At 50.9% G+C, this 22,129-nt stretch carries 18 protein-coding genes; 5 read left to right on the top strand and 13 right to left on the bottom strand.

The window, feature by feature from the left end:
* Window positions 1-3 precede the first annotated feature (3 nt).
* The 3 genes from KHQ09_RS10065 to KHQ09_RS10075 form a co-directional block, all read right to left on the bottom strand.
* Window positions 4-999: an LLM class flavin-dependent oxidoreductase gene (locus tag KHQ09_RS10065; RefSeq protein ID WP_213598056.1), complete on the bottom strand. Its 996-nt coding sequence runs from the start codon at window positions 997-999 to the stop codon at window positions 4-6.
* 154 nt (window positions 1,000-1,153) lie between these two features.
* Window positions 1,154-4,246 carry an efflux RND transporter permease subunit gene (locus KHQ09_RS10070; protein ID WP_213598058.1) on the bottom strand — a complete coding sequence of 1,031 codons (3,093 nt, stop codon included), beginning with the start codon at window positions 4,244-4,246 and terminating at the stop codon, window positions 1,154-1,156.
* 9 nt (window positions 4,247-4,255) lie between these two features.
* Entirely contained in the window at window positions 4,256-5,416 is a 1,161-nt protein-coding gene (locus KHQ09_RS10075; protein WP_213598060.1) for an efflux RND transporter periplasmic adaptor subunit, read from the bottom strand.
* Window positions 5,417-5,992: 576 nt separating this feature from the next.
* On the opposite strand from KHQ09_RS10075, the gene KHQ09_RS10080 reads away from it, so the two are divergent.
* Window positions 5,993-6,298 carry a hypothetical protein gene (locus KHQ09_RS10080; RefSeq protein ID WP_238481611.1) on the top strand — a complete coding sequence of 102 codons (306 nt, stop codon included), beginning with the start codon at window positions 5,993-5,995 and terminating at the stop codon, window positions 6,296-6,298.
* Between the two features lie 213 nt (window positions 6,299-6,511).
* On the opposite strand, the gene KHQ09_RS10085 is transcribed toward KHQ09_RS10080, so the two are convergent.
* Window positions 6,512-6,787: an HU family DNA-binding protein gene (locus tag KHQ09_RS10085; RefSeq protein WP_022711909.1), complete on the bottom strand. Its 276-nt coding sequence runs from the start codon at window positions 6,785-6,787 to the stop codon at window positions 6,512-6,514.
* A 381-nt stretch (window positions 6,788-7,168) separates the two neighbouring features.
* Complete coding sequence (wrbA, locus tag KHQ09_RS10090) at window positions 7,169-7,768, bottom strand: NAD(P)H:quinone oxidoreductase type IV (RefSeq protein ID WP_213598062.1); 600 nt, start codon at window positions 7,766-7,768, stop codon at window positions 7,169-7,171.
* Between the two features lie 276 nt (window positions 7,769-8,044).
* Between wrbA and KHQ09_RS10095 the strand changes: the two genes are divergently transcribed.
* From KHQ09_RS10095 to KHQ09_RS10110, 4 genes are all read left to right on the top strand, one after another.
* Window positions 8,045-8,791, top strand: a complete 747-nt coding sequence (locus KHQ09_RS10095; RefSeq protein ID WP_238481612.1) for a competence/damage-inducible protein A — start codon at window positions 8,045-8,047, stop codon at window positions 8,789-8,791.
* Window positions 8,792-8,971: 180 nt separating this feature from the next.
* A complete protein-coding gene (locus tag KHQ09_RS10100) occupies window positions 8,972-9,868 on the top strand; it encodes a universal stress protein (RefSeq protein ID WP_213630831.1) in 897 nt (298 codons plus the stop codon).
* Between the two features lie 600 nt (window positions 9,869-10,468).
* Complete coding sequence (gene gpt, locus KHQ09_RS10105) at window positions 10,469-10,966, top strand: xanthine phosphoribosyltransferase (protein WP_022711913.1); 498 nt, start codon at window positions 10,469-10,471, stop codon at window positions 10,964-10,966.
* Window positions 10,967-11,321: 355 nt separating this feature from the next.
* On the top strand, window positions 11,322-11,801 hold the full coding sequence (locus KHQ09_RS10110) for an NUDIX hydrolase (protein ID WP_022711914.1): 480 nt from the start codon (window positions 11,322-11,324) through the stop codon (window positions 11,799-11,801).
* A 236-nt stretch (window positions 11,802-12,037) separates the two neighbouring features.
* Here the strand turns inward: KHQ09_RS10110 and KHQ09_RS10115 are convergent, their stop codons facing one another.
* The 8 genes from KHQ09_RS10115 to KHQ09_RS10150 form a co-directional block, all read right to left on the bottom strand.
* Window positions 12,038-12,784, bottom strand: coding sequence for an SDR family oxidoreductase (locus KHQ09_RS10115; protein WP_213598066.1), 747 nt, complete (start codon window positions 12,782-12,784; stop codon window positions 12,038-12,040).
* A 130-nt stretch (window positions 12,785-12,914) separates the two neighbouring features.
* Window positions 12,915-15,575, bottom strand: coding sequence for an alanine--tRNA ligase (gene alaS, locus KHQ09_RS10120; protein ID WP_213598068.1), 2,661 nt, complete (start codon window positions 15,573-15,575; stop codon window positions 12,915-12,917).
* A gap of 297 nt (window positions 15,576-15,872) precedes the next feature.
* On the bottom strand, window positions 15,873-16,958 hold the full coding sequence (gene recA / locus KHQ09_RS10125; RefSeq protein ID WP_213598070.1) for a recombinase RecA: 1,086 nt from the start codon (window positions 16,956-16,958) through the stop codon (window positions 15,873-15,875).
* Between the two features lie 320 nt (window positions 16,959-17,278).
* On the bottom strand, window positions 17,279-17,941 hold the full coding sequence (locus KHQ09_RS10130) for a YiaD family glycine zipper/OmpA-like lipoprotein (protein WP_075654967.1): 663 nt from the start codon (window positions 17,939-17,941) through the stop codon (window positions 17,279-17,281).
* 240 nt (window positions 17,942-18,181) lie between these two features.
* Window positions 18,182-19,183, bottom strand: a complete 1,002-nt coding sequence (locus KHQ09_RS10135; protein WP_213598072.1) for an ABC transporter ATP-binding protein — start codon at window positions 19,181-19,183, stop codon at window positions 18,182-18,184.
* Window positions 19,184-19,245: 62 nt separating this feature from the next.
* Window positions 19,246-20,313 carry a Gfo/Idh/MocA family protein gene (locus KHQ09_RS10140; RefSeq protein WP_213598073.1) on the bottom strand — a complete coding sequence of 356 codons (1,068 nt, stop codon included), beginning with the start codon at window positions 20,311-20,313 and terminating at the stop codon, window positions 19,246-19,248.
* The gene (locus KHQ09_RS10145; protein WP_022711921.1) at window positions 20,310-21,149 is read right to left on the bottom strand and encodes a carbohydrate ABC transporter permease; all 840 of its coding nucleotides are present in this window, start codon (window positions 21,147-21,149) and stop codon (window positions 20,310-20,312) included. Before KHQ09_RS10145 ends, KHQ09_RS10140 begins: the two co-directional genes overlap by 4 nt.
* Window positions 21,150-21,159: 10 nt before the next feature.
* The gene (locus KHQ09_RS10150) at window positions 21,160-22,089 is read right to left on the bottom strand and encodes a carbohydrate ABC transporter permease (protein WP_022711922.1); all 930 of its coding nucleotides are present in this window, start codon (window positions 22,087-22,089) and stop codon (window positions 21,160-21,162) included.
* Window positions 22,090-22,129 lie beyond the last annotated feature (40 nt).

The raw sequence follows: 22,129 nt of genomic DNA on the forward strand, positions 1-22,129 counted from the left end.
CTCTTATTCCGGTTTCAGTCCGACTGCTTCCGCCAGCAATTCAAATGAATGCAGGCGCGCCTGATGGTCAAAAATTTGCGCTGTAATCATCAGCTCGTCAACATCAGTGCGGGCAACAAAAGCATCAATCTGCTGGCGTATCGTTTCTTTATTGCCCACAGCAGAGCAGGCAAGTGCGGCCTTGATAATCGGCACAAAGCGCGGATCGAGATTTTCCTCATAGCCTTCGACCGGCGGCGGCAACTGCCCTGCATTGCCGGTGCGCAAATTCACAAAAGCCTGCTGGATGGAAGTGAACAACAAACGGGCTTCCGCATCCGTATCGGCTGCAAAGACGTTAAATCCGGCCATCACATAAGGTTTATCGAGATATTGCGACGGCTCAAACCGATGGCGGTAAAGCGCAATCGCATCATCGAGATCACCCGGAGCAAAGTGGGAAGCGAAAGCATAAGGCAGACCAAGCATAGCCGCCAGCTGTGCTCCAAACAGGCTGGAGCCAAGAATCCACACCGGCACATTCAGGCCCGAACCCGGATAAGCACGCACACGTTGTTCTGTAGTCGGCTCGCCGAAATAGCCCACCAGCTCCACCACATCCTGCGGAAAGGACTGCGCATCCGAACTGGAATTGCGCCGCAAAGCATAGGATGTCACCTGATCCGTGCCCGGTGCACGCCCTAAGCCCAAATCAATACGGTTCGGATAAAGCGAGGCCAAGGTGCCGAATTGTTCGGCAATCACCAGTGGCGAATGGTTCGGCAGCATAATACCGCCTGCCCCGACACGGATGGATTTTGTGGCACCGGCCACATGGCCGATCAGCACGGCTGTCGCCGCACTGGCAATGCCCGGCATATTATGATGCTCGGCCAGCCAGTAACGCCGGAAGCCGAGTTTCTCGGTATGTTGTGCAAGCTCAACACTGTTCTGCATGGCTTGCGCTGCGGTGCTGCCGAGTGTGATCGGCGCGAGATCGAGTACGGAAAATTTGGTCATGGATCATATATATAGTAATGACTACATAATACCAGAGCCTGAAATCACCACAGTGAAAAATTTTGTATTTTTACCGGTAAAATTTGGAAGCAACATCTTCAAATAAAAAGGCCGGTCATGAAGACCGGCCTTTTTCTTATTTTACAGAACCACCTTAGTGATGGGCAGACTGCACTTCCGCCTTCAGCTCTTCCTCTGTAGGAACCGAAACCAGAGGTTTAACGGTCTTCGCAGAGATCAGCGTGTAGAACATCGGCACCACAAAAAGGGTGAACATTGTACCGACCATCAGACCGGTGAAGATCACCAGACCCATGGAGTAACGCGCTGCCGCACCGGCACCGGTTGCCATCATCAGCGGCACAACGCCGAGCGCCATAGCTGCAGTTGTCATCAGGATCGGACGCAGACGGGTTTTAGCCGAAGCGATAATCGCATCGTGACGGCTCAGTCCATGTTCATGGCGCTGCTGATTGGCGAATTCCACCATCAGAATACCATGCTTGGTAATCAGCCCCACAAGGGTAATCAGACCAACCTGCGTATAGATATTCAGCGTACCGAGACCAAGGTTCAGCGGCACGATCGCACCGAAAATCGACAGCGGAACGGTCATCATAATGATGAACGGATCGCGGAAGCTTTCGAACTGTGCAGCCAACACCAGATAAATCACAACAACAGCCAGCGAGAAGGCGATCAGGATTGTATTACCCTGCTCGATTTCCAGACGCGACTGCCCCGAATAGTCAATGAAGAAGCCTTCAGGCAGCTTGGCATTGGCAATATCAAGGATCGTTTTCAGACCGTCACCGGTTGTAACACCTGGCAGAGGCAGAGCCGAAATTGTTGAGGAGTTCAGCTGGTTGAACTGTTCAATTGCAGTCGGGGAAGCCTGATTTACAATCTTCACCACGGCAGACAGCGGCACCATCTCACCCGAAGCACTGCGAACATAGAATTCACCGAGCTTGGACGGATTGCGGCGATACTCATCCGGCACCTGCATGATAATATCATAGCTGTTATTATCACGGTCGAACTGAGCAACCTTACCACCACCGGTCATCAGACCGAGGGTCGCACCGATTTCGCTGACAGTCACACCCATTGCGGATGCACGTTCACGGTCAACTTCAATCGTTGTCTGCGGAGAATTGAACGACAGGGAGTTCTGAACAATGATGAACTGTCCCGAAGCCTGCGCTTCATTCTTGATTTCCTCAGAAATTTCGAAAACCTGATCCGACGAACCTGTCGACTGGATAGCGATCGAAATCGGCAGACCACCACCGGTACCCGGCAGCGACGGCGGAGCAAAGATGAAGGCCTGTACGCCGGTCACATCTTTAATACGCTTGGTCAGGTCTTCCTGAATCTGCTTCTGCGAACGGTCACGCTGCGACCAGTCTTTCAATGCCCACAGAGCAATACCTTCATTTGTCGCACTGCCGAAACCGACAATGTTAAAACGGGCTTTCAGTTCAGGCAGATCTTTTGTCAGTTCATCGATCTGGTCTGCATAAAGCTTGGTATAGTCTGATGTCGCATATTTAGGGCCGCTGAACATCGAGAACAGCGCACCGGAATCTTCTTCAGGAGCCAGTTCCGATGAGGTGTTCACGAACAGGAAGCCCATAACACCAACCAGAGACACAACGACCAGCATGGTGATCGGACGATAGTTCAGAGAACCGGAAACCCAGCGTTCATAGCCGTTTTCAAAACGGGTGAACAAACGGTCTACAAACTGGGCAAAGCGGCTGGCTTCACCATGTTTCAGCATGCGCGAACACATCATCGGAGAGATGGTCAGCGCCGCCACACCGGACAGAATAACCGCACCGGCAAGTGTGAACGCAAATTCACGGAACAGCGAACCGGTCAGACCACCGGTAAAGCCGAGCGGTGCAAACACCGCAGCCAGTGTAATCGTCATCGCCACGATGGAAGATGTGATTTCCTTCATGCCCACAAAGGATGCATGGATCGGTGTCAGACCTTCTTCAATATGGCGGTGAATATTCTCAAGCACCACAATCGCGTCATCCACCACCAGACCGATGGCAAGAACCATCGCCAGCAAGGACAGAAGATTGATCGAGAATCCGAGAATGAACAGGAAGAAACACACACCGATCAGCGAGATCGGAATGGTAACAATCGGGATCAGAACCGAACGGAACGAACCAAGGAACAGCAGGATCACAATAACAACGATAATCATCGCTTCTGCAATTGTTTTGAAAACCTCAACAATCGAAGAAGAAATCTGCTCGGTCGCATCATAAACCAGAATGATGTTCATGCCCTGCGGCAGGCTGTCCTGAATGCTCGGCAGTTCCTTGTTCACGGCTGTTGCCATGTCAATCGGGTTAGCCGAAGGCGTCGGGAACACACCGATAAATGTACCGCTGGAGCCGTTGAAAGTCACAACAGTATCCGTGCTCTTTGCTGCCAGTTCAACATTGGCAACATCGCGCATACGGATAATATCGGAACCTTCCGCACGGATCGGCATCTCCGCAAAAGCCTCAGGCGTCTGCAAAGTGGAACGCAGGGTAATCGCAGTTGCGAAATATTCGTTCTTTGTTTTACCCGGTGCCGACAGGAAGTTGGATGCTTTAATCGCAGCCAGCACTTCCGAAGCTGTCACATTACGGGCAGCCATACGGATAGGATCAACCCATACGCGCATGGAATATTCCTGACCACCGAGGATCTGCGCATCAGCCACACCTTCAATGGTGGACATGCGCGGACGGATCACGCGGTCAATATATTCCGTAATCTGCTCATTGGTCATATTCGGGTTCTGAACGGCCAGATACATGGTCGCAAAGGACTGACCGGTACCTTTGGAGATGACCGGATCTTCCGATTCACTCGGCAGATCGCCGCGAACCTGATTGACCTTGGAGATAACCTCTGTCAGCGCCGCATCGGGATTAGCCCCGAGCTTCATCTGAACCGTAACAGTGCTGAGTGACTGGCTACTTTTGGAAGTCACATAGTCAACATTTTCAGTCGTCGCCACTGCTTTCGCAATAGGCGCGGTGATGAAGCCCTGAATGAGCTCCGCGCTGGCACCGGCATAGGCGGTCGTAACGGTAATAACCGTTTCGTCCACTTCCGGATACTGCCGCACTGACAGATTGAAAATTCCCTGCAAACCAAGCAGGATAATCATCAGCGCAACAACAATCGAAAGAACCGGCCTGCGTATAAAACTATCAGAAAAGCTCATCTCTCGACCTTATGGTTTCTTCTGGGCATCAGCAGGATTGACCTTATTGTCAATATGCGCACCCATCCCGTTGCTCAGGCGGTTCTGGCCGGAAGTCACGACAATATCGCCTTCCTTGACGCCGCTCAGAACTTCAACATTATTACCGGTACGGCGGCCAAGCTTCACAAACACCTGATGCAGAACCAAATCATCAGCTGTTGCTGCTGCATCTGTCTTTGGTGCATCTGCTGCCTGAGCGGTATCGGTTTTCGCAGCTTCTTTTTTCACCACAGTGAAAACATAGTCACCATAAAGGCTGGTCACGACACTGGTCAGCGGCAAAACAATCACATTGTTTTCTTCTGGCAGAACAACACGAACCTGTACGAACTGACCCGGTACCAGTGATTTTTCAGAATTATCAACCTGTGCCTGAATGGAAACCAGACGGCTTGCAGGGTCGATTTTCGGGTCAATACCGATGATTTTGCCTTTGAAAGCGTAATCTGCAGCGGATTCACCGATCTGAACTTCCTGACCGATCGACAGGTTCTTCAGTTCCTGCTCCGGTACGGTGAAGTCCACACGCATCGTGTCAACATTCTGCAATGTTGCCACAACATTACCGGGTGCCATGAACTGGCCGATATCCACGCGGGAAATACCGATCACACCGGAGAAAGGTGCAATAAGGCGTTTCAGATCAACTGTTGCCTGTGCCTTGGCAACATTTGCCTTTGCGGAAGACAAAGCCGCAGCAGTTGTATCAACATTGGATACAGCGCCGACGCCCTGTGTGCGCAATGTCTGCGCACGCTTGTAATTCTGCTCGCTCAGCTCGGCTTCAGCCTTGCTTGCTACGAGATCAGCTTTCTGGATTTCATCATCCAGCTGCACCAGAAGATCGCCTTTTTTGACGTGCTGGTTAGGCTTGAAGAGGATTTCTTTGACAATACCGTCGATCTGGAAAGTCAGATTGACACCGTCTTCAGCACGGGCGGAACCGATTGCTTCAACGCCGGGCAGCCACTGGCCCGGTTTGACCTCAAGGGTTGAAACGGCCTGTGACGGCTGCTTCATATTTGCAAAGAAGTCCTTAATGGCCTGCGCACGGAACAGGTTAAACCCGATCAGCCCTCCGCATACCAGAACAAGCAATATAATCGCGATGATGAAACGCTTAATCATCTTATGTGGCACTCCTGCCGCAGAATGGATACAGAACGAAGAATGTCCAATCGGCATGGCTGGACACACGTTTTTATTAAATAGGGTGCGATAACTGTACGTTAAGCTGAAAATTGTCAACTCATGCTTGGTCACGCTATGGTCATCAGCATTGTCCGGCAACGAAATTACCGGCGCATATCAGGCCGGTTGGTAAACCCGTTTCCGGCTCAACGCATTCACAAGAAGGAAAATGCGGATCAGAAATGTCAGGATTTGCCCAATTTCGGCGCAAGATTTTGTCTGCAAACGGTAAATTTATCTCCGATCAATATAATTTTTGCCGTTTTCACATCAATTCTTTGAAGCTTAGACTAAAAACCGGATTTTTACACCTTATATTATCGGCCGCGCATCTTCCGGCATTACTCACGAAATTGTTATGAATTTTAACCATTCCGCCGGCGCGATCCGGCGGTTGTGCACTACGGGAATTGTTTTCCTGCACTATATTATGCCATGATTCATTGCTGATTATGAAGACAGCTATTATGCCTAAATTCATCTCAGCCAGTTACAAACGGACAATGCTTTCCCATGAGAAAACGACAAACGGCAACATTATCCGCATTCATGACAGGGGCAGCCCTGCTGCTGACCTTGCCCGCCACGGCTCAGGACATGCGCGCACCGGTAAAGGCAACGCAGGAAGCTCCTGAACCTGTCTACTCCCTGCCCGGTGTTAAACCTGCCAAACCCATTGTGACACCCCCGCAGGCAGAACCGGATGAAACCTATCTTCAGAGCAATCCGGACGGCAGCTTTATGGTCGGCAAGACAAGAGTGAAAATCAGCGGCTCGATCATCATGGATATCGGCAACAATCCGCCAAGCAATAAATAACAAGCGCCGCTCAAAATTCGGGCCACATATATTCCTGCATAAAATAAAAGCCGCAGAGACCAGACAGTCTTCGCGGCTTTTTTATATCAATTCAGATCGGCCGGAAATTACCGGCACTTGCTGCTCTTGTTAAAAATCACAGCAATGCCGTTTCCGCAGATCTCTGGCAGAGCAGGAATAATCTGAATTTCCCCTGCCCTCGTCACAGACTGATTAGCTGTTAACAGCGTCTTTCAGGCCTTTACCAGCCGAGAATTTTGGTACGTTGCGCGCAGCAATTTCAACTTCCTTGCCGGTCGAAGGATTACGGCCTGTGGAAGCTGCGCGATGGGAGACGGAGAAAATACCAAAACCTGGCAGACGAACTTCGCCGCCGTCCTTCAATGCACCGGTGACGGATTCAAGCACAGCGTCAACGGCTGAAGCAGCATCGGTCTTGGTGAGACCTGATTTTTCTGCAACGGCAGCAACCAGTTCATTCTTGTTCATGAGGTAATTCCTTTCGTGTTTTTTTCCGCTGGTTACGACTCAGCCGGATTGGCGAAGTTTATTCAAAGAAACAGCTGAACCAAGCAGAGTTTTCCTTTTCGACCCCGCAAAAGCAGGGTTAAACACAGAAATAACCCCTGAAAACCGGCATTTTGCCCTCTGTAGCACCAAGTGGTTCCCAATTTTACACAATCCAAGGCACGAAATGCCGGCATTGCGAATCTGCAGACTGCTAAGGGATTCTGTCGCTGACAGGCCAGGATTCACCTGTTTGCCGGTCATTTTTCATGCAAGTTTCCGGCCGTGAGCGCACAATAAAAAAAGCGGCCGGAGCCGCTTTTTCAGATTATCCGCGAGGGTATTCCTGCCCTGCTCTATAAATCAGCCGTGAACTTTAGCGGCGATTTCTGCAACGCGCTTGCCCTGGAAACGTGCACCTTCGAGCTCCTGCTCGGAAGGCTGACGGGAGCCGTCACCATCGGCTGTGGTTGTCATACCATAAGGTGCACCACCGCGAACAACATCATTACCGAGCTGACCCTGATAGGCATAGGACAGCGGAACAATGATCATACCGTGATGCTGCAGCTGCCACTGGGTGGAGATCAGCGCCAGTTCCTGACCGCCATGCTGTGTTGCAGACGAAGCCATAACGGAACCGATTTTATTCACCAATGCGCCTTTGGCCCACAGACCACCGGTCTGGTCAAAGAAGTTTTTCATCTGTGAAGACATGGTGCCGAAGCGCGAAGAAACGCCAACGATGATCGCATCGTAATTTTCGAGATCTGCAGGTGTTGCAATTTCTGCTTCCTGATCCAGTTTGAAGCCGGAAGCCTTGGCAACTTCAGCAGGCACCAGTTCTGCAACGCGCTTAATATCCACCTGAGCACCGGCTTCGCGCGCACCTTCTGCAGCGGCTTTTGCCATCTGTTCCATGTGACCATAAGCGGAATAATAAAGTACCAGAACCTTAGCCATATTCGAAAATTCTCCGTTTTAATCAGGTCTGCCGATGCTGTTCTGAGACAAAACCGACAACCACATTGATATCCATGCATCCTATTTAATACAGAAATTGAAATGCACCAGTCGCGACTTACAGGACGCACTGTTCAACATTCAGGACAATAACCGGCCGTTAGCACAGCAATGCTTCCGCTTTATGAAACAATGCGGATCGCAAATCAGCACATCAGGATCACTTGACGATCGGTGCCCAGTCCGGTCATGTTCTGGTTGTGAATGGAGTCTCCCATGACGAATAAACAACCCGTGATTATCCGTGCGGCAATGCTGGCAATCGGCGACGAACTGCTCTCCGGCCGTACCAAAGATAAAAATATCGGCTATATGGCCGACCGCCTTTATGATGCTGGTATCGACCTGACCGAAGTTCGTATTGTCGCCGACGATCAACCGGCCATTGTTAAGGCCGTGCTTGAGCTGAGCGAAGCATATGACTATCTGTTTACGTCCGGCGGTATCGGCCCGACCCATGACGATATCACTGCGGATGCCGTATCTGCCGCTTTCAGCCTGCCTTGTATTTATGATGAAAAAGCCATGGCATTGCTGGCTGCGCATTATAAATCCAGAGACATGGAATTCACACCGTCGCGGCAGCGCATGGCGCGTATGCCGCAAGGCGCACAGCATATTGACAATTCGGTTTCTGTTGCCCCCGGTTTCATTATTGCCAATGTCTATGTGATGGCCGGTGTGCCTTCCGTTTTTCAGGCAATGGTCGAGAATATTCTGCCGACTTTGCGTACCGGCAGCCGCTTTCATTCCCGCACAATTATCTGCCCGTTTGGCGAGGGCGTGATCGGCATTCCTCTGCGTGAAGTTCAGGAAACCCATCCTGAAACAATCATCGGCTCTTATCCTAAATTCGAGAACGGCAAGTTTTCAACAGAGCTGGTTGTGCGTGCACGCGACGAGGAAAAACTCGCCGCAGCAGCCGCAGCCGTTGAAAAAATGCTGGCAGATATTCAGCAATAATTGCAAGCATTTGCGTTTATCACCGCCATAAAATACGTTATAATACACGTCAGGCATTATTGAGGAAACGGACAGCAGATTATGACTGATCCCCCCGCTATAAAAGGGGGATTGGTGCCGAGAAATAAAGTCATCTGAATTTGCGCAGCTTTCACGCGTAACGAATACGGAGTGTTATCCATGTCCTATCGTACCGTCATCGCCTATATCCGCAGCACACAGGAATTGCAGAGAATATACAGGGCTCTTGCGCTGCTCGCGCAAGACGGGGAGCCCATGCATGTAACCGGCCTCTATGTTATTCCGACACCGGTTATTTATTCTGATGCAAGCGGCTTTATAGATGCCAGTTTTTATGAAGGGCATCTTCGGCATCATCAGAAAAATGCCGAGGCTGTTGCCCACCTCTTTCAGGAACAAATTGCCCGCTATGCCACAACGTCTGAATTCCTGATCGTCCGCTCCGAAAGCGACAATGCGAGCCAGACCATCAATGAATTCGGCATGGCTGCAGATCTCATCCTGGCCGGACAGGCCGATCCGGATGATCCGGACACACAGATCACCCCTCTGGATCAGCTCGTATATAATACCAAAACCCCGACACTTATCGTGCCGTATAATTTCCATCCGCCCCGCAGCATCCGTCAGCTCGCTATCGCTTTTAACGGAAAATATGAAGCGTCCAGCGCTGCTTTCGATGCTTTGCCGCTGGCACGCCATTGCGCAACCGTGCGCATTGTCTGGGTCAATGCACCAAAGCCCGAGAGTGAAGAAGCGGCAACAACGGTTATCCCTGCCCCGCAACGCGACCCTGACGCGCCGCGCGAAGCACCGGAAATCGCGGTCAGATTGCAGCAGGCCTATCAGCGCCACGATATCTCAGCCAGAATTGATCTGATCCCTTCCGAAGGGCAAACCGTTCAGGATCGCCTGCGTGCCTATGTCGAAGCCAATGAAATTGATGTGCTGATTATGGGGGCCTACAGCCAGTCGCGCCTGAAAGAGCTGATCTTTGGCGGTGTCACACGCTCATTTTTGGCGAATATGCCCTGTCTGACACTGTTTTCACGCTGATCCTTGTTTCCAGAGCATTTCCGGCAAAAGTGCGAAGCGGTTTTGCGTAGGATAATGCGACAAACTAAAGAATCTAGAGCGAGTATTGCGACCAGCATGGACGTAAACCGCTCTAGAGCGTGTTGCGTTGAATTGCATTCACTGCGCTCGCTCTATCTCTTTGTTTTTACGCATGTCACTATCGGAAAACCGGTACCCACTTTTCCGCGACATGCTCCAGCGCAGAAGTACTCTATATCCGGCACGAGAAACGAAAGAAAACGAAAACAAGTGAAAATCATACACAACTGCAGATTTATCTGCGGTTGTGGCAAAGTTAATATTGCCAGAAAAGCGTTTTTTCGTTTATCACGGTAAATCACCTGAAAACGGTAAATCTGCAATGATGTGCCGAATTTAGGGTCTTGTACTCTGCCGGAATACCGTCATTATTTCTGATAAGAAGCGGATGTAATGAATCCGGTTCCCGGCGGATATTTTACTGTTTTCAAACTCTCTGCCGGTTTGAATCATACTGAAACGAAACAACAGTACAGAGCCACCGCAACTTTCATCTGAGACGGCGGATCTGTCAGACTATTTTATAAACGGAGCATTTCGATGTCCTTGCCTGATAAAGCTTTCCCGGTTTCCTGGGACCAATTTCATCGCGATGCCCGCGCACTCGCATGGCGTATTTCCGGACAGGGTAAAGACTGGCACGCAATTGTCGCCATCACCCGCGGTGGTCTGGTACCGGCAGCCATTATCTGCCGTGAGCTTGGCATCCGCATGATCGAAACCGTCTGCATTGCCTCCTATCATGATTACAGTGAACAGGGTGAATTGCGCGTTATCAAATCCATCGGTGAAAAACTGCTGGAAAATGGCGGCGAAGGCGTTCTGGTCATTGATGACCTCACCGACACCGGCAAGACCGCAAAAATTGTACGCGATATGATGCCAAAAGCACATTTTGCGACTGTTTATGCCAAGCCGCAGGGACGCCCGCTGATTGATACATTCGTCACCGAAGTCTCGCAGGACACATGGATTTATTTCCCTTGGGATATGGGTTTCACCTATCAGGAACCGATTGCCAAAGGCCATCGTGGTTAAATGATTTGTGTCGCCGTCAGATTTTTCTGATGGCGACACTGCAATGCCGGCTCCGAGCAACTGATAAAACCGGCAGCTGTGCTAAATTTTTATCTGCATAAACTACAAAAAATAAGCGCTGCCAGATCATACTGACCGGAATGGGTGGTCAACATGATATCCTGACAGATAAAGCGCCGGAACTTAACAAATATAATTCGCCTTATTCTTAAGACGATCACACCTCAGACAATTTAAAACCATATTGATGAGGATAATGATTTGCATAAACAATATGCATCTCAGAATAAGTATATGAATAAATGCCATATATTCAAAATGGCCAACAAAATATATAAAAAGGTAAGTAAACTCAGTGAATATACAGGGAAGCGGAATTGTCGCGACAGATAAACGGATTTTAACAGCTGCAGGACGCCTTCTGCAGGTTGCGGCATTGGTCTATCGAAATCCCGGCCCCTCTCCTGAAATTCTGTTGATTACAAGTCGCGGCACCGGTCGCTGGATTACACCAAAAGGCTGGCCGAAAGCCGGCAAGACATTGCATGACATGGCATTGCGTGAGGCTTTTGAGGAAGCGGGCATTCGCGGCTCTGTTAATCCTGATCCTGTTGGTCAGTTTGATTATATGAAATATGATCTGCCAGCCGAAGCCATTCCAAGCTTTACCGTTAATGTCTATGCCGTTGAATTTGAACGCATGGCGAAGAACTGGCCGGAGCGCGGTCAGCGTATCAGTGAATGGGTCAGCCCTGAAGAAGCTGCAGCGCGCGTTGATGAACCGGAATTGAAAAAACTGCTGCTGAACCTGCCGGACTTCATCTACAGCAAATAAATTTCAGTAGAGCGCCATGTGCCGGACTTGGCACACAAAACTCGCTTTAACACTTTAAAATCAGAGCATAATGTTGCCTTGAACTGATCCAAGTTTAAGGTAATATGCTCTAAAATTGTAAAGGCGTCGTGCATCAAACACAGCGCCTTTTATTTTGACTCAGATTTCCGCTGCAATGCTGCCGCGCCTCACATTTTCGCCTCTGCTTAAATCAGCACGGTTTTGGGCATTATGCTTCAGCGACCACCGGATACATCCAGCAGCGCACCGGATGTATAAGATGAAGCATCACTCAGCAGCCAGACAATTGCTTCGGCAATTTCAACAGCCTCCCCCGGCCGCCCCAGTGGCGTATTCACTCCCAGCCTGTGTGCTCTGTCCGGCTGCCCGCCGCTGGCATGAATATCCGTATTCACCAAACCCGGGCGCACAGCATTGACGCGCACCTTTTGAGCGCCGAGTTCTTTCGACAGACCGAGCGCCAATGTATCCACGGCAGCTTTTGAACCGGCATAGTCAATATATTCAAACGGAGAGCCAATCCGCGAAGCAACGGATGACACCAGAACAATCGAACCGCCCTTGCCGCCCCGTTCAACAGACAGGCGTCGTGCACTTTCACGCGCGCAGAGATAAGCACCCAGCACATTTACGTCGAACATGCGTTTCAGCCGTTCCGCACTCATATCAGCCAATTGCTGTGACGGCGCAACAATACCGGCATTGACCACAACGCCATCCAGCTGACCAAACTGCTTTTCAGCCTCGTCATACATGGCAATGACATCGGCTTCAACAGCGACATCGCCCTGTAAGGTGGTCGCTTGTCCGCCTGCTTTGCGCACATCCTCGGCAGTCAGCTCTGCAGCTTCGTGATTTCCGGCATAATTAATCCCGACTGACCAGCCTCTTTCACCGCATAAAATTGCTGCCGCCCGACCGATACCACGGCTTGCACCTGTAATCAGAACAACTTTACTCATAGTTCTCCGCCCGTTTCCTCAACCCAAATTCGTGATGAAGATACCACCTCCGGCATCTTGCATATCTTTTATAAACAAAAAGCCGCCGGAAAATTCCGGCGGCTTTCTTATCTCAGCATTTTATCAAAGTTCAGCCTTCAATGGCTTTAGCAAGGGCAGCCAGTGCTTCATCAGCCTTGCTGCCATCAGGACCACCAGCCTGCGCCATATCTGCACGGCCGCCGCCGCCCTGACCGCCAAGCGCTGCCGACGCAACACGCACCAGATCAACGGCACTAAAGCGGGATGTCAGATCATCCGTTACAGCAACAACTGCACTGGCCTTACCGTCTTCGCTTACACCGATGAAAGCAACAATGCCGGAGCCAAGTGCCTTTTTACCTTCATCCGCCAATGGCTTCAGGTCTTTCGGTGCAACACCGGTCACACTGCGCCCCATGAACTGAACGCCATTAATGGTCTTCGCTTCATTATCCGATTTGGAAGAACCGCCGCTGAGAGCCAGTTTCTTACGCGCTTCCGTCAGCTCTTTTTCCAGCTTACGGCGTTCATCAATCAGACTGTTCACGCGATCAAGCGCTTCCGACGGCGTGGTCTTCAGAGCAGATGCAATCGCTTTAACACGGTCATCCTGTTCTTCCAGATAAAGACGCGCAGCCTCACCGGTCAGCGCTTCCATACGGCGAACACCGGCTGCAACCGCGCCTTCCGATACGATGCGTACCAGACCAATATCACCGGTCTGACGGACATGCGTACCACCGCACAGTTCCAGAGAATAGGTTTTACCGGCTTTATCGCCCTGTGTCGCAGTACCCATGGAAACCACGCGCACTTCGTCGCCGTATTTCTCGCCGAATAACGCCATAGCACCGGCTTCAATCGCATCATCCACTGCCATCAGGCGGGTAGTTACCGGTGAGTTCTGCAGAATGATCTCATTGGCAATGCTCTCAACCTTACGCAGCTCTTCTTCGCTGATCGGTTTCGGATGTGAGAAGTCAAAACGCAGACGTTCAGGAGCAACGAGAGAACCCTTCTGCGCCACGTGATCGCCAAGCGTTTCGCGCAGAGCTTCGTGCAGCAGATGGGTTGCCGAGTGATTGGAGCGCATACGGCTGCGGCGGTCATGTTCAACCACCAGCTCAACGGCATCACCGGTTGCGAGCTTACCCTCACGGATTGTTGCCTGATGGACAAAAACGCCGTCAGCTTTTTTCACCGTATCGGTCACTTCAATGACAAAACCATCGCCATAGATGAAACCGGCATCACCCTGCTGACCACCGGATTCCGCATAGAATGGTGTCTGGTTGACGATAATGCTGACAGTTTCACCCTGTGCTGCTTTATCGATGATCTGACCATCACGAACCAGAGCGGTTACAACGCCCTCAGCCTTCTCGGTATCGTAACCGAGGAACTCTGTCGCGCCGACTTTATCGCGTACAGAGTACCAGACTTTTTCCGTTGCCGCATCACCGGAGCCTGACCAATTGGCACGGGCTTCAGCCTTCTGGCGTTCCATAGCAGCGCTGAAACCATCGGTATCAACAGTAATGCCGCGTTGGCGCAGTGCATCCTGCGTCAGGTCAAGCGGGAAACCATAAGTGTCATAGAGTTTGAACGCAGTCTCACCATCAAGGCTCTGACCTTCACTCATATTCTCTGTTGCATCGCTTAAGAGACCAAGGCCGCGTTCCAGTGTTTTACGGAAACGGGTTTCTTCAAGCTTCAGCGTTTCAGAAATCAGAGCTTCTGCACGCACCAGCTCCGGATAAGCCTGTCCCATTTCGCGAACCAGTGTCGGCAGCAAACGGTACATCAGCGGATCGCGTGCACCAAGCAACTGTGCATGACGCATGGCGCGACGCATGATACGGCGCAGCACATAACCACGACCTTCATTGGACGGCAAAACACCATCGGCAATCAGGAAGCTGGCAGAACGCAGATGATCCGCGATCACGCGATGGCTGGCACGCTGTCCGCCTTCAGCTTTCACGCCGGTTGCTTCTTCCGAAGCACGGATCAGTGCTTTGAACAGATCAATATCATAATTGTCGTGCACGCCCTGCAAGACGGCAGCAACACGCTCCAGCCCCATACCTGTGTCGATCGACGGACGCGGCAGGTCAATGCGCTCTTCTTTTGTAATCTGCTCGAACTGCATGAAAACGAGATTCCAGATCTCGATGAAACGGTCACCGTCTTCATCAGCTGATCCCGGAGGGCCACCCCAGATATGGTCGCCGTGATCGAAGAAGATTTCCGAGCAAGGGCCGCAAGGGCCGGTATCACCCATCGACCAGAAATTGTCATTGGTTGCGATACGAATGATACGATCATCCGACAGACCGGCGATCTTCTTCCAGTAATTCGCAGCATCGTCATCCGTATGATAAACGGTAACAAGCAGCTTATCTTTGTTCAGACCAAATTCTTTGGTGAGCAAATTCCATGCAAAGGTAATTGCCTCTTCTTTGAAATAATCGCCGAAGGAGAAATTCCCCAGCATTTCAAAGAATGTGTGGTGGCGTGCAGTATAGCCGACATTATCCAGATCATTATGCTTACCACCGGCGCGCACGCATTTCTGCGCAGTTGCAGCACGGCTGTAAGGGCGCGTTTCAAGACCGGTAAAGACGTTCTTGAACTGAACCATACCGGCATTGGTGAACATCAAAGTCGGGTCATTGCGTGGCACAAGCGGGCTCGACGCCACCGCTTCATGGCCATTCTTACGAAAATAATCGAGGAATGTTGACCTGATCTCGTTAACGCCGCTCATTATTCACCTTTGGGTTCTGCCCGATTTAAACCGTAGTAACACGGCCTGTCATATCTCAAATAAGTATGGGATCCGGTTTGCGCAACAGCTTGATCCGGCCAGATAATTACCCGATCGCCTTCAGCATGTAACCATATCCGTTATTGTTACTGCCTGCTTTTAAACAGATGATCATGCAGTGTCCAGATATCCGCCCATATATCTGCATGCATTGAAGTGCCGCAGCAACAAAATACCCCGCATCACGGCATGTAATGCGGGGTATTGCGATCTTATCAATGATCTGAGCGCAATCAATTACGCTTCAGCGGCATCCGGTGCATCATCTGCACCGCCGCCATTGTCGAGCATCTGCTCGGCAATCAGACCGGCATTCTGACGCAAAGTCAGCTCGATCTCATTAGCCACTTCCGGATTTTCCTTCAGGAAGTTTTTCGCATTGTCGCGCCCCTGACCAAGGCGCTGCGAATTATAGGAGAACCATGAACCGGATTTCTCAACAATACCGGCCTTTACACCAAGATCGATCAGCTCACCGGTCTTGGAGACACCCGCACCATACATGATATCGAACTCAACCTGCTTGAACGGAGGAGCCAGCTTGTTCTTAACAACCTTAACGCGGGTCTGGTTACCTACGATTTCATCGCGCTCTTTGATCGAACCAATACGACGGATATCCAGACGAACCGAAGCATAGAACTTCAGCGCATTACCACCGGTGGTAGTTTCAGGCGAACCGAACATCACACCGATCTTCATACGGATCTGGTTGATGAAGATAACCATCGTATTGGACTTGGAAATCGAAGCGGTCAGCTTACGCAGAGCCTGACTCATCAGGCGTGCCTGAAGACCCGGCAGGGAATCGCCCATCTCACCTTCAATTTCCGCACGCGGTGTCAGAGCCGCAACGGAGTCGACAACCAGCACGTCAATCGCACCGGAACGCACAAGCGTATCCGTGATTTCCAGTGCCTGCTCACCGGTATCCGGCTGCGAGATCAGCAGGTTTTCAAGATCAACGCCGAGCTTGCGGGCATAGACCGGATCAAGTGCATGTTCCGCATCCACGAAGGCACAGATGCCGCCTTTTTTCTGCGCCTCAGCAATTGTATGCAGCGCCATTGTTGTTTTACCCGAGCTTTCAGGCCCGTAAATTTCAACAATACGCCCTTTAGGCAAACCACCGACGCCCAGCGCAATATCTAGAGACAGCGAACCGGTCGGGACAGTTTCAATTTCCACTACCTTGTCATTCTGGCCAAGGCGCATGATCGAGCCCTTACCGAATGAGCGCTCAATCTGTGACAGTGCCGCGTCCAGAGCCTTTGATTTGTCCACTGATTTATCCTCAACAAGTCGTAATGAATTCTGAGACATTTTACACTATCCCTTTGCGTCACTTGAAGTCCGCAGAATGAAACTTTATGGATAATATGTATCCTATTTGTTCTCAATCTGCAATAGGATTAAGTCATTGATTTTAAATCAATATAACATTTTGTTCTTCTGATGTTCTAATTTATAAATAATGCAACGCTAAAAAAGATTTCGAAAATTAAAACAAGACGGGAACGAATTTAGCCAAACGTCGATTCGATCATATTGTCGTACCGGCACAGACTTAGCCCTCTTCCAGCAGGCAATAAAAAACCGCCCCGGCATGACCGGAGCGGCTCTTTGAAACAGCTTTAAAAGCCTTACACGCCTTTGAGCGGAGAAATCTCGATTTCCACGCGACGGTTCTGCGCACGGCCATCCGGTGTTGCATTGGAAGCAACCGGCTGGGTTGAGCCGAAGCCCATAATCGCAAAACGACGGCCATCGATGCCCTGACCGCTCAGATAATTACCAACGGACATAGCGCGGCGCTGCGACAGGTTCTGGTTATGTGAAGCAGAACCGGTTGAATCCGTATGACCTTTAATATCAACCAGTGTCTTGTCGAATTTGCGTAGAACAATCGCCACTGAAGACAGTGTCGAATAGAATTGCGGCATTACAACATCCTGATCGGTGTTAAAGGTAATGCTGGAAGGCATGTTCAGAATGATGCGATCACCGTTACGGGTAACCGAAACGCCGGTTCCCTGCAGCTGCGCGCGCAGCTCATTTTCCTGACGATCCATATAGTTACCGATTGCACCGCCACCCAGCGCACCAAGACCGGCACCGATCAGAACAGCATTACGCTGCGCAGTGCTCGAGCCGCCGACCATCAGACCGCCCAGCGCGCCGACAGCAGCACCAATACCTGCACCGCCGGCGGTGTTGGAGATCTTCTGTTCGCCTGTATAAGGATCTGTTGTACAACCGGCCAGAAAGGTCGCTGCGGTTGCGGCAATAGCAATCTTTTTCAACATGGTTCAATTTTCCTGATTCAAGATGTGCCGCAGGATAACGGCAAATACGGCAGCATGTTGGTTAATTTTGGACGTAAGGTCAAATTCATATCGCGAAAAGCATGTTTTAAAGTTTCACACTTCAATAAACACGCTTTAAAGCTGATAATTACATCCATAATTGCCCGTAATATTGGGCAATGCAGAAGTGCAACCGGAAAATCCGCAAGGATTTTGCTGTTATTTCAAGAATCGCAGCACTTAGCGGATCGCACGCCCCTCGCCGTCAAAACGGTGAATTTTATCACTCTCCGGCGTCGCATAAATGACAGTTCCCGGTTCCACGCGATACTGGCCGAAAATACGCACTGTCAGCAGCCCTGCAGTTTCGGTATCCAGATAGACATTGGTATCAGCACCAAGTTGCTCAACATGAACAACAGAGCCTTTCCACTGACCTGAATTACCATCCAGCGTAATATGTTCCGGCCGGATGCCGATGCGCTTTGCCTGACCGTCATTCAGCGCAGCAGCATCGACGAAATTCATCTTCGGTGAACCGATAAAGCCCGCAACAAATTCATTATCCGGTGCATTATAGAGATCCATCGGCGCACCGACCTGCTCAATCTTACCGGCATTCAGCACAACAATCCGATCAGCCAGTGTCATCGCTTCCACCTGATCATGAGTCACATAAATCATGGTTGCAGACAGCTGGCGATGCAGCTTGGCGATTTCCAGACGCGTATTCACACGTAATGCTGCATCAAGATTGGAAAGCGGCTCATCGAACAGAAACAGTTTCGGCTCGCGTACCAGTGCACGGCCAATCGCCACACGCTGACGCTGACCACCGGAAAGTTCGGCCGGACGGCGCTGTAGATAGCTTTCAAGCGAAAGCATGCCGGAAGCCTGCGTAACCCGCTCACTAATTTCAGCTGCCGGTTTACCAGCCTGTTTAAGACCCAGCCCCATATTGGCTTCAACTGTCAGGTGCGGATAGAGCGCATAACTCTGAAACACCATGGCAATACCGCGCTTGGCAGGCGGCGTCTGATTAACCACCTGATCGTCAATACGCACTTCACCGGAATTGGCATCCTCCAGCCCCGCAATAATACGCAGCAGTGTGGATTTTCCGCAGCCAGACGGTCCGACGAAAACGACCAGTTCCCCGTCCCGCACATCCAGATCGATACCTTTGATAATATCGACCTGACCATATGATTTACGGATATTATTGAGTTTCAGAGTTCCCAAAGTCGTTTTCCTGTCAGAATGTTTTCAAGGCCAAAGCTACGCAATGCAAATCGCAGGCTGTTTTATAATTTCACAGCCAGACCGCTGCGCACGCTTTCATCCGCCGCAAGACAAATACGCAAAGACTGCACTGCATCATCCATATGGCGGGTCAGATCAATATTCTCTGTGATTGCCTTGAGCATAAAAGCCTGTTCGCGGTCACACAGTTCCTGATGATCCGGCTCACCCTGCATGGACAAAAGCTCATCCTGCTTTTTGAATTTGCCGTCAGCATCCGTTTCAGCCTGATGCACACGGATGACCGATGTCTTGGTATGGGTGTTAATGTCAGCAGAACTCGCGCCTTCTTCCATCACGATGGAAACACAGCCCTTCGGCGAGATCACATCTTTCACGAAGAATGCAGTTTCCGACATCATCGGCCCCCAGCCCGCTTCATACCAGCCCACCGAGCCATCCGCGAACAGCACCTGCAAATGGCCGTAATTATACATGCCTTCCGCAACTTCATCGCTCAACCGCACGCCCATGCCGCGCACTTCCACAGCTTTGGCATCGGTGATCTGGCACATCACATCCAGATAATGTACACCGCAATCGACAATCGGCGATGTGGTTTTCATCAGCTGTTTATGGGTCTGCCAATGGGCGCCGCTGGACTGCTGGTTCAAATTCATACGGAAAACATAAGGCCCGCCAAGATTGCGCGCCTCTTCAATCAGACGTACCCATGACGGATGATGGCGCAGAATATAGCCGATCACCAGCTGGCGGCCTGTTTCCTTGGCTTTTGCAACCACACGTTCAGCATCAGCTACGGTAGTCGCCAGCGGTTTTTCAACGAAAACGTCACTGCCTGCTTCCATTGCCATGATCGCATAATCCGCATGGCTGTCCGAATAGGTCGCAACACAAACCAGATCAGGCTTCAACTGCTGCAAAGCCTCTTCATAGGAGGTCAGCAGCGGATAGGAGCGCAGCTCTTCAGGCAGATTGATGCTTGAGCGATTGACCAGACCGACAATCTCGAAGCCCGGATTTTTATGATAGGCCAGCGCATGGCTAAGCCCCATATTCCCCAGACCGGCGACCATTACGCGCAGTTTTTTTGCCCCGACTTCACTCATTTGACTGCTCCTGCGGTAATGCCGCGAATTAACTGACGGGAGAATATGAAATACAGGATCAGTACCGGCAGGATTGCCAGCGACAGCGCGGCCAGAACCGCATTCCAGTTGGTTACATATTGCCCGATAAACATCTGTGCGCCCAGCGTAACGGTTTTGGTTTCCTCAGACGGCGCAAGGATCAGCGGGAACCAGAGATCATTCCAGATCGGGATCATCGTAAACACCGCAACTGTTGCCATAGCCGGACGTACCAGCGGCAGCACGAGGCGGAAGAAAATGCGATACTCACTCAGACCATCCATACGGCCGGCATCTTTGAGATCTTTCGACACCTGCCCCATAAATTCAGACAGGATGAAGATCGCCAGCGGCAAACCCTGTGCCGTATAAACAAGGATCAGTGATGTCAGCGTATTCACCAGACCACTGGCAACCATCAGCTCCAGAATGGAAACGGTGCCGAGGCGGATCGGGATCATGATGCCCAGCGCCAGATATAGCCCCATCAGCGTATTGCCGCGGAAGCGATATTCCGACAGTGCGAAGGCGGCCATTGCCCCGAAAATCAGCACCAGCGCAATCGCCACCACGGTGACAATCATACTGTTTTGGAAATAGAGGAAGAAATTCCCCTGTGATGTGACTGTCTGATAGCCGATAAGACTGAATGTTTCCGAATTCGGCAGCGACAAAGGCGAGCGAAAGATTGCCGCCTTGGTCTTGAAGGAGTTGATGATGATAATCACCACCGGAAACAGGGCGATCAGCGTATAGAGGATAAGGATCGCATGGGCGGCGATACTGCGTACCGGAGACTGTGTTGCGCGGCTCATATTAATATCCTCAGAACTGGTAGCGACGCAGACGTCGCTGAATACCGAACAGATAGACACAGACGCCGATCAGAATGATGAAGAACATCAGCGAGGCGATCGTTGCACCCATATTCTTGTCGCCAACCTGAAGCTGGAAGCCGAAGAAGGTGCGGAACATGAATGTGCCGAGAATATCGGTGGAATAATTAGGCCCTGCCAGCGCACCCTGCGCCGAATAGATCAGATCGAACGCATTGAAATTGCCGACAAAGGTCAGAATGGAGATAATCCCGATGGATGGCAGGATCAGCGGCAGTTTGATCTTCCAGAACTGCGATGCGCCGGTAATCCCGTCGCATTCCGCAGCTTCAATAATCTCGTCAGGAATAGACAGCAGCGCCGCATAGATCAGCATCATCGGAATACCGATAAACTGCCAGACCGAAATCAGGCCAAGGGCTGTCAGCGCATATTCTTTCTGGCCGAGCCATGGTGCGAACAGGCTCTTCAGCCCAACCAGATCCAGCATATTCGGCGCCACGCCCCAAAGCGGTGACAGGATCAGCTTCCACACGAAGCCGACAATCACAAAGGACAGAATGGTCGGAATGAAAATCGCCGAGCGGTAGAAAGCGGCAAAGCGCAATTTCGGATGGCTGAGCAATGCGGCAAGCAAAATACCGATCGGGTTCTGCACCACCATATGGATGATAAAGAACCACATATTATTGCCCAGCGCGTTCCAGAAACTCGCCGACCAGCGCTCATCACCGAGCAATGTGCGGAAATTATCCAGACCGACAAAAAAGCTTTCCTGATTTTCAACGCGGAACAGCGACAATTGCATGGTTCCGAAAAGCGGCAGGATCATAATAGCCGTATAAACCAGCACCGCCGGTGCCAGAAAAACCGCTATATGCCAGCGGAAAGGCGGTTTGCTTGTCGAATTTCGCGCCATACCGGTCGTAAGCTTTCAAACAGGGCATTTCCGGCAGAGC

The sequence above is a fragment of the Pseudochrobactrum algeriensis genome, assembly GCF_018436245.1.
GTDB lineage: Bacteria > Pseudomonadota > Alphaproteobacteria > Rhizobiales > Rhizobiaceae > Pseudochrobactrum > Pseudochrobactrum saccharolyticum.

Coding starts and splice junctions, on each gene's coding strand:
- alaS (WP_213598068.1), bottom strand. CDS start 15,575: ATGAGCGGCGTTAACGAGATCAGGTCAACATTCCTCGATTATTTTCGT.
- KHQ09_RS10095 (WP_238481612.1), top strand. CDS start 8,045: ATGACGAATAAACAACCCGTGATTATCCGTGCGGCAATGCTGGCAATC.
- KHQ09_RS10100 (WP_213630831.1), top strand. CDS start 8,972: ATGTCCTATCGTACCGTCATCGCCTATATCCGCAGCACACAGGAATTG.
- KHQ09_RS10150 (WP_022711922.1), bottom strand. CDS start 22,089: ATGGCGCGAAATTCGACAAGCAAACCGCCTTTCCGCTGGCATATAGCG.
- KHQ09_RS10085 (WP_022711909.1), bottom strand. CDS start 6,787: ATGAACAAGAATGAACTGGTTGCTGCCGTTGCAGAAAAATCAGGTCTC.
- wrbA (WP_213598062.1), bottom strand. CDS start 7,768: ATGGCTAAGGTTCTGGTACTTTATTATTCCGCTTATGGTCACATGGAA.
- KHQ09_RS10075 (WP_213598060.1), bottom strand. CDS start 5,416: ATGATTAAGCGTTTCATCATCGCGATTATATTGCTTGTTCTGGTATGC.
- KHQ09_RS10130 (WP_075654967.1), bottom strand. CDS start 17,941: ATGTTGAAAAAGATTGCTATTGCCGCAACCGCAGCGACCTTTCTGGCC.
- gpt (WP_022711913.1), top strand. CDS start 10,469: ATGTCCTTGCCTGATAAAGCTTTCCCGGTTTCCTGGGACCAATTTCAT.
- KHQ09_RS10145 (WP_022711921.1), bottom strand. CDS start 21,149: ATGAGCCGCGCAACACAGTCTCCGGTACGCAGTATCGCCGCCCATGCG.
- KHQ09_RS10070 (WP_213598058.1), bottom strand. CDS start 4,246: ATGAGCTTTTCTGATAGTTTTATACGCAGGCCGGTTCTTTCGATTGTT.
- recA (WP_213598070.1), bottom strand. CDS start 16,958: ATGTCTCAGAATTCATTACGACTTGTTGAGGATAAATCAGTGGACAAA.
- KHQ09_RS10080 (WP_238481611.1), top strand. CDS start 5,993: ATGAGAAAACGACAAACGGCAACATTATCCGCATTCATGACAGGGGCA.
- KHQ09_RS10065 (WP_213598056.1), bottom strand. CDS start 999: ATGACCAAATTTTCCGTACTCGATCTCGCGCCGATCACACTCGGCAGC.
- KHQ09_RS10140 (WP_213598073.1), bottom strand. CDS start 20,313: ATGAGTGAAGTCGGGGCAAAAAAACTGCGCGTAATGGTCGCCGGTCTG.
- KHQ09_RS10115 (WP_213598066.1), bottom strand. CDS start 12,784: ATGAGTAAAGTTGTTCTGATTACAGGTGCAAGCCGTGGTATCGGTCGG.